Source organism: Pseudomonas sp. (assembly GCF_050739995.1).
Taxonomy (GTDB): domain Bacteria; phylum Pseudomonadota; class Gammaproteobacteria; order Pseudomonadales; family Pseudomonadaceae; genus Aquipseudomonas.
This window is the reverse complement of sequence record NZ_JBOICG010000373.1, coordinates 1-6,418: the sequence shown is the minus strand read 5'-3', so window position 1 is coordinate 6,418 and position 6,418 is coordinate 1. Positions and strand designations below refer to the sequence as shown.

The 6,418-nt window shown below is 60.7% G+C and carries 6 protein-coding genes and 1 pseudogene; 2 read left to right on the top strand and 5 right to left on the bottom strand.

Features of this window, described 5'->3' with window-relative positions:
* The coding region (locus tag ACRESD_RS12445) for a catabolite repression control protein Crc (RefSeq protein WP_431751162.1) at positions 1 to 750 on the bottom strand (750 nt) is incomplete at its 3' end.
* Positions 751 to 832: 82 nt separating this feature from the next.
* Here ACRESD_RS12445 and pyrE point away from each other — a divergent pair.
* Positions 833 to 1,477 (top strand): orotate phosphoribosyltransferase, encoded by a 645-nt coding sequence (gene pyrE / locus ACRESD_RS12440; protein ID WP_431751161.1) that lies wholly within the window; start codon positions 833 to 835, stop codon positions 1,475 to 1,477.
* A 171-nt stretch (positions 1,478 to 1,648) separates the two neighbouring features.
* Here the strand turns inward: pyrE and argB are convergent, their stop codons facing one another.
* From argB to coaBC, 4 genes and pseudogenes are all read right to left on the bottom strand, one after another.
* Positions 1,649 to 2,554 (bottom strand): acetylglutamate kinase, encoded by a 906-nt coding sequence (gene argB / locus ACRESD_RS12435; RefSeq protein ID WP_431751160.1) that lies wholly within the window; start codon positions 2,552 to 2,554, stop codon positions 1,649 to 1,651.
* A 19-nt stretch (positions 2,555 to 2,573) separates the two neighbouring features.
* Positions 2,574 to 3,995, bottom strand: a pseudogene (locus ACRESD_RS12430) (phosphomannomutase/phosphoglucomutase); the annotation flags it as partial.
* A gap of 240 nt (positions 3,996 to 4,235) precedes the next feature.
* Complete coding sequence (gene dut / locus ACRESD_RS12425) at positions 4,236 to 4,691, bottom strand: dUTP diphosphatase (protein WP_016975923.1); 456 nt, start codon at positions 4,689 to 4,691, stop codon at positions 4,236 to 4,238.
* 5 nt (positions 4,692 to 4,696) lie between these two features.
* Positions 4,697 to 5,905 carry a bifunctional phosphopantothenoylcysteine decarboxylase/phosphopantothenate--cysteine ligase CoaBC gene (gene coaBC, locus ACRESD_RS12420; RefSeq protein ID WP_016970585.1) on the bottom strand — a complete coding sequence of 403 codons (1,209 nt, stop codon included), beginning with the start codon at positions 5,903 to 5,905 and terminating at the stop codon, positions 4,697 to 4,699.
* A 157-nt stretch (positions 5,906 to 6,062) separates the two neighbouring features.
* Here coaBC and ACRESD_RS12415 point away from each other — a divergent pair.
* Positions 6,063 to 6,418 (top strand): UPF0758 domain-containing protein (locus ACRESD_RS12415; protein WP_431751159.1); only part of this gene is annotated, 356 nt, incomplete at its 3' end.

Sequence of the window (6,418 nt, the reverse complement as noted above, 5' to 3'; positions counted from 1 at the left end):
GATCAGTGGCGCGTGCTGCGAGAAGCGTGGCTGGCGTGGCAGGCGTGCGCTGCGAACGAACCGGCGCAGACCCGGGGTCAGCAACTGGTAGTCGAAGCGCCACCCCAGGTTGAGCATCTCAGCCTGTTCGTTATCCGGCCACCAGCTGTACTGGTCGCCTTCGCGGCTGACTTCGCGCAGGGCATCCACATAGCCCATGTTGCCGACAATCTCGTCCATCCAGGCCCGTTCTGGCGCCAGGAAGCCCGGGGATTGCTGGCTGTCGCGCCAGTTCTTGATATCCAGCTTCTGTTGCGCCACGTACAGCGAGCCACAATAAATGTACTCGCGACGTTTGCGTCGCTGTTTATCCAGGTAACGGGCGAAATCGTCCATTAGCTTGAACTTCTGGTTCAAGTCTTCATCGCCGTTCTGCCCCGAAGGGAGCAGCAAGGTCGCGATGCTGACCTTGTCGAAATCGGCTTGCAGGTAGCGCCCGTAGCGGTCGGCTGTCTCGAAGCCGAGGCCGCTGATGACCGCCTTGGGTTGCAACCGCGAGTACAAAGCCACGCCACCTTGGGTGGGCACTTCGGCATCGCAGGCATAAAGGAAGTAGCCATCCAGTTGGAAGGCTGGGTCGTCCAGTTCAAAGGCGGAGGCGCGGGTGTCCTGCAGGCAGATGACGTCGGCATTCTGAGCTTGCAGCCAACTGAGCAAACCACGCTCGACTGCAGCCTGAATACCATTAACGTTCACACTGATGATCCGCATAAATGGCCCCAAAAATCGCGTGCGTGTATGATACACGCCGTCTACCTAATTAGCTAAATCCGTGGTATCTGAGGCTTTTTTCATGCAGGCGTATCAACGCGATTTCATTCGTTTTGCCATCGATCGCGGCGTTTTGCGCTTCGGTGAGTTCACTCTCAAGTCCGGGCGCACCAGCCCGTACTTCTTCAATGCGGGCTTGTTCAGCTCGGGTTCGGCCCTGGCTCAGCTAGGTCGTTTCTATGCGGCGGCCATTGTTGAAAGCGGTATTGCATTCGACGTGCTGTTCGGCCCGGCCTACAAAGGCATCCCTTTGGCGGCCGCGACCGCCGTGGCGTTGGCTGAGCATCATGGGCAGGATCTGCCGTGGTGCTTCAACCGTAAAGAGGCCAAGGCTCACGGTGAAGGCGGTAGCCTGGTGGGCGCGCCACTCAAAGGTGAAGTGCTGATCATCGACGACGTGATCACCGCCGGCACTGCGATCCGTGAAGTGATGCAGATCATCGCCTCCCAGGACGGCGCCAAGGCGGCGGGCGTGCTGATCGCGCTGAACCGCCAGGAGCGCGGCAACGGTGAGTTGTCGGCGATCCAGGAAGTGGAGCGCGATTTCGGCATTCCAGTCGTGAGCATCGTGTCGTTGAACCAGGTGTTGCAGTTCCTGGAAGATGATCCGCAGCTCAAGCAGCACTTGCCTGCTGTTCGCGCATACCGCGAGCAATTTGGCGTCTGACACCGATCCCCTGTGGGAGCGGGCTTGCCCGCGATAGCGGTGTATCAGTCGATAGAATCGTTGAATGTGCCGCCGTCATCGCAGGCAAGCCAGCTCCCACATTTGGACCGCGTACAAACAAAAAAGCCCCCGCTCAATTCAATTGAATGGGGGCTTTTTTGTTTGTAGCAGTTAAGGACGCTTGCGGTTACTGATCAGCGTGCCCATGCCGGTATCCGTGAAGATTTCCAGCAATACCGCATTCGGTACGCGGCCATCGATGATCAGCGAGCTGCCCACGCCGCCTTGCACCGCTTCCAGTGCGCAGCGGATCTTCGGCAGCATGCCGCCGTAGATGGTGCCATCGGCGATCAACTCGTCCACCTGTTGGGTGGTCAGGCCGGTCAGCACCTTGCCTTGCTTGTCCATCAGGCCAGCGATGTTGGTCAGCAGCATCAGCTTCTCAGCCTTCAGCGCTTCAGCCACCTTGCCGGCTACCAGGTCGGCGTTGATGTTGTAGGACTCGCCATTGGCACCCACACCGATCGGCGCGATCACCGGAATGAAGTCGCCTTTCACCAGCAGGTTCAGCAGGTCGGTGTTCACGCCAACCACTTCACCTACCTGGCCGATATCGATGATTTCCGGCTGGGTCATTTCCGGTGTCTGGCGGGTTACCGTGAGTTTTTTCGCGCGGATCAGCTCCGCGTCTTTGCCAGTCAGGCCGATGGCGCTGCCGCCATGACGGTTGATCAGGTTGACGATGTCCTTGTTGACCTGGCCGCCGAGGACCATCTCCACCACGTCCATGGTCTGCGCGTCAGTGACGCGCATGCCATCGATGAAGTGACTCTCGATCGACAAACGCTTGAGCAGGTCGCCGATTTGCGGGCCGCCGCCGTGCACCACCACCGGGTTGATGCCCACGGCTTTCATCAGCACGATATCGCGGGCAAAGCCGGTTTTGAGCTCGTCGCTTTCCATGGCATTGCCGCCGTACTTGATCACCAACGTCTTGCCGACGTAGCGTCGAATGTAAGGCAACGCTTCGGACAGGACCTTGGCAGTGTTGGCAGCGGCTTCGCGTTCGAGGGTCATTCAGGGCTCCGGTAAAAAATCAGAACGGTAATTGGAGATCAGGGGCAACACGTTTCAACTGGGCGTGGAACACGTCCTTGATGCGCTGCAACTGCGCCTCGGTATCCGCCTCGAAACGCAGCACCAGCACCGGTGTGGTGTTGGACGCGCGAACCAGGCCCCAGCCTTGGGCGTAATCGACTCGCACACCATCAATGGTGGTCAGGTTGGCGCCTTCGCCCCATTGCGCATCGTGCAGTGCGTCAATGATGCTGAATTTGCTCTCCTCGGTCACATGGATATTGATCTCTGGCGTAGAAATATCATTCGGGAAGGTCTGAAACAGCTCTTCGGCAGTGGATTTTTCCTTGCTGAGGATCTCCAGCAGACGAGCGGCGCTGTAAATGCCATCGTCAAACCCGAACCAGCGTTCCTTGAAGAACACGTGGCCGCTCATTTCGCCGGCCAGCAGGGCGCCGGTTTCCTTCATTTTCTTTTTGATCAACGAGTGACCGGTCTTCCACATTAGCGGGCGACCGCCATATTCCTTGATCAGTGGCGTGAGGCGGCGGGTGCATTTCACGTCGAAGATGATTTCGGCGTTGGCATTGCGTGCCACCACGTCACGGGCAAACAGCATCAGCAGGCGATCCGGGAACACGATCTCACCGGTTTCCGTCACCACACCGACGCGGTCGCCATCGCCATCGAAGGCCAGGCCGACATCGGCGCCCACTTCCTTGACCTTGGCGATCAGGTCCACCAGGTTTTCAGGCTTGCCTGGGTCCGGGTGATGGTTGGGGAAGTGGCCGTCCACTTCGCAGAACAGCGGGATGACTTCACAGTTCAGGGCTTCGAGCAGCTGCGGTGCGATCACGCCGGCCGCGCCGTTGCCGCAGTCCACCACTATTTTCAGGCGACGTGCGAGTTTGACGTCGCGGGTGATTTCGTCGGAGTAGCGCTGAAGGATATCGACCTTGGTGATGCTGCCCTTGCCGCTGGTCAGGTCATTATTTTTCAGGCGGTCATGCAAGGCCTGGATCTGTTCGTTGGCCAGGGTGTCGCCAGCGATGACGATCTTGAAGCCGTTGTAGTCCGACGGGTTATGGCTGCCGGTGAGCATCACCCCGGATTTGCCGGCCAGTACGTTGGCGGCGTAGTACAGCGCCGGCGTCGGCACCAGGCCCACGTCGCTCACATGGCAACCGCTGTCGGCCAGGCCCTGAATCAGCTGTTCCACCAGCATCGGGCCGGACAGGCGACCGTCACGGCCGACCGAGACATTGGGCTCGCCCTGGGCCAGGCTTTGGGCGCCGATGGCGCGGCCGATCCAGTAAGCGGTTTCGGCGGTCAGGGTCTTGGGCACGACGCCACGAATATCGTAGGCGCGGAAAATGCTGTCGGGGAAGGTCGGGGCTACTCGGGCTGCGGTACTCATCGCGGGGGGAAACTCCATCTGAAGGGGGCAAGGCTGGCCTTAAAGTGGCTGACCGGCAGGCTCAAACTGAAGGGTATGACGACGTTTTTGGCAGAGAGTTCGTGGTGCAAAAAGGCCATCGGAGGGCTGGCTCCGTTGTGGCGATCGCGCAATGCATTGATTTCATAGGGGAAATCTCGCTGATTGGATCCGCGCATTCTTCATCCTGAAAAGCCGTGCGGTGGTATCGGGCCGGGCGGGGGCGTCCGGCCTGATTCAGCTTAGTCAGTGGCTGCCGGAATGCCCAAAACCGCCTGCGCCGCGTTGGGTTTCGTCGAATTCTTGCACCAGTTCGAAGTGCGCTTGTACCACCGGCACCAGTACCAACTGGGCAATGCGTTCGCCGACAGCGATGTTGAAAGCGGTTTGACCACGGTTCCAGCACGACACCATCAGTTCGCCTTGGTAGTCGGAGTCGATCAGGCCCACCAGGTTGCCCAGCACGATGCCGTGTTTGTGGCCCAGGCCGGAGCGCGGCAGGATCAGTGCCGCCAGGCCAGGATCGCCCACATAGATCGACAGGCCGGTAGGGATAAGGATGGTCTGGCCCGGTTCAAGAACGGTGTCTTCCTTGAGCATGGCGCGCAGGTCCAGGCCGGCGGAGCCCGGTGTGGCGTAGGCCGGCAGTGGGAATTCGTTGCCGATGCGTGGGTCGAGGATCTTGGCTTGCAAAGCGTGCATGGAAATTAAACCTGGTTCAGCCGTTGGGCGATAAAAGAGATCAGTTGGCGGGCAATCTTGCCCTTGCTGGTCTGGGCGAAAAGGGTGGCGTGCAGGTCGCGGTCGATCACGCTGCAGGCGTTTTCCTCGCTGTTGAAGCCGATGCTCGGGTTGGCGACATCATTGGCAACGATCAGGTCGAGGTTTTTATCTTTCAATTTGCGTGCAGCGTAGTCCAGCAAATGCTCGGTCTCGGCGGCGAAGCCGACACTGAACGGCCGGTCTGGACGGGTGGCGATGGTGGCCAGGATGTCTGGGTTGCGCACCATTTGCAGGAGCAGACCGTCGCCGCTTGTAGGGTCTTTCTTGAGTTTTTGCGGGGCGACCACTTCCGGACGGTAGTCCGCAACCGCTGCCGAGGCGATGAACAGGTCGCACGGAATGGCCGCCTCACAGGCCGCCAGCATGTCGCGGGCGCTGACTACGTCGATTCGCGTGACCCGATCCGGGGTCGGCAAATGTACTGGACCGGTGATCAGGGTGACGCGTGCGCCTGCCTCGACCGCCGCTTCAGCCAGGGCAAAGCCCATTTTTCCTGAGCTATGGTTGGTGATGTAGCGCACCGGGTCGATGTTTTCCTGGGTCGGGCCGGCAGTGATCAGCACATGCTTGCCGGTCAGGGCCAGGTGCTGGAAGCACTCGGCGGCGCATAGCGCCAGGTCGGTGGCTTCGAGCATGCGGCCCATGCCGACGTCGCCGCAGGCCTGGCTGCCGGAGGCCGGGCCGAACACTTTGAGGCCACGGCTTTGCAGGAGCTGGGTATTGGCCTGGGTGGCCGGGTCGCGCCACATGGCCTGGTTCATGGCCGGAGCAATGGCGACGGTGGCGTCGGTGGCCAGTACCAGCGTGGTCAGCAGGTCATCGGCGATGCCTTGGGCCAGGCGTGCGATCAGGTCGGCAGTAGCCGGGGCGATCAGGACCAGGTCGGCCCATTTGGCCAGCTCGATATGGCCCATGGCGGCTTCTGCCGCCGGGTCCAGCAGGTCCAGGTGAACCGGGTGGCCGGACAGGGCCTGCATGGTCAGTGGGGTGATGAACTCACTGCCGCCACGGGTCATGACCACGCGCACTTCGGCGCCCTGGTCCAGGAGCCTGCGAACCAGCTCTGCGCTCTTGTAGGCGGCAATGCCGCCGCCGACGCCGAGAACGATGCGTTTCCGATACAGACGCTGCATTGGTTTGCCTTTCCAGTTCAGTGATGCCAGTTCAGTGACGCCTGCGATGACCCCTCCCCAGGTGAAATCGCACGCAAAAAAGAGGGCCTACGATAACACAGCGCCCGCCAGGCAACAGCGGCGCACATGCCATGGCGCGTATGGAGAGGGAGGTGGGATGAGTATTCGTGATTGGCCTGTGGCGGAGCGTCCACGGGAGAAACTTCTGGCGTGGGGGGCGGCGAGTCTGTCCGATGCCGAGCTGTTGGCGATTTTCCTGCGCACTGGGGTTTCCGGTAGAAGCGCGGTCGATCTGGCCCGCCACCTGTTGGCGCAATTTGGCGGGCTTCGCCCACTGCTGGAGGCCAGCCAGGCGCTGTTCAGCCAGCAATTGGGGCTGGGGCCGGCGAAGTTTGCCCAGTTGCAGGCGGTATTGGAAATGTCCCGGCGTCACCTGGCCGAACGGCTGCGCACGGACTCTGTATTGGAAAGCCCGGTGGCCGTCCGTGATTACCTCAAGGCACTGTTGCGCCA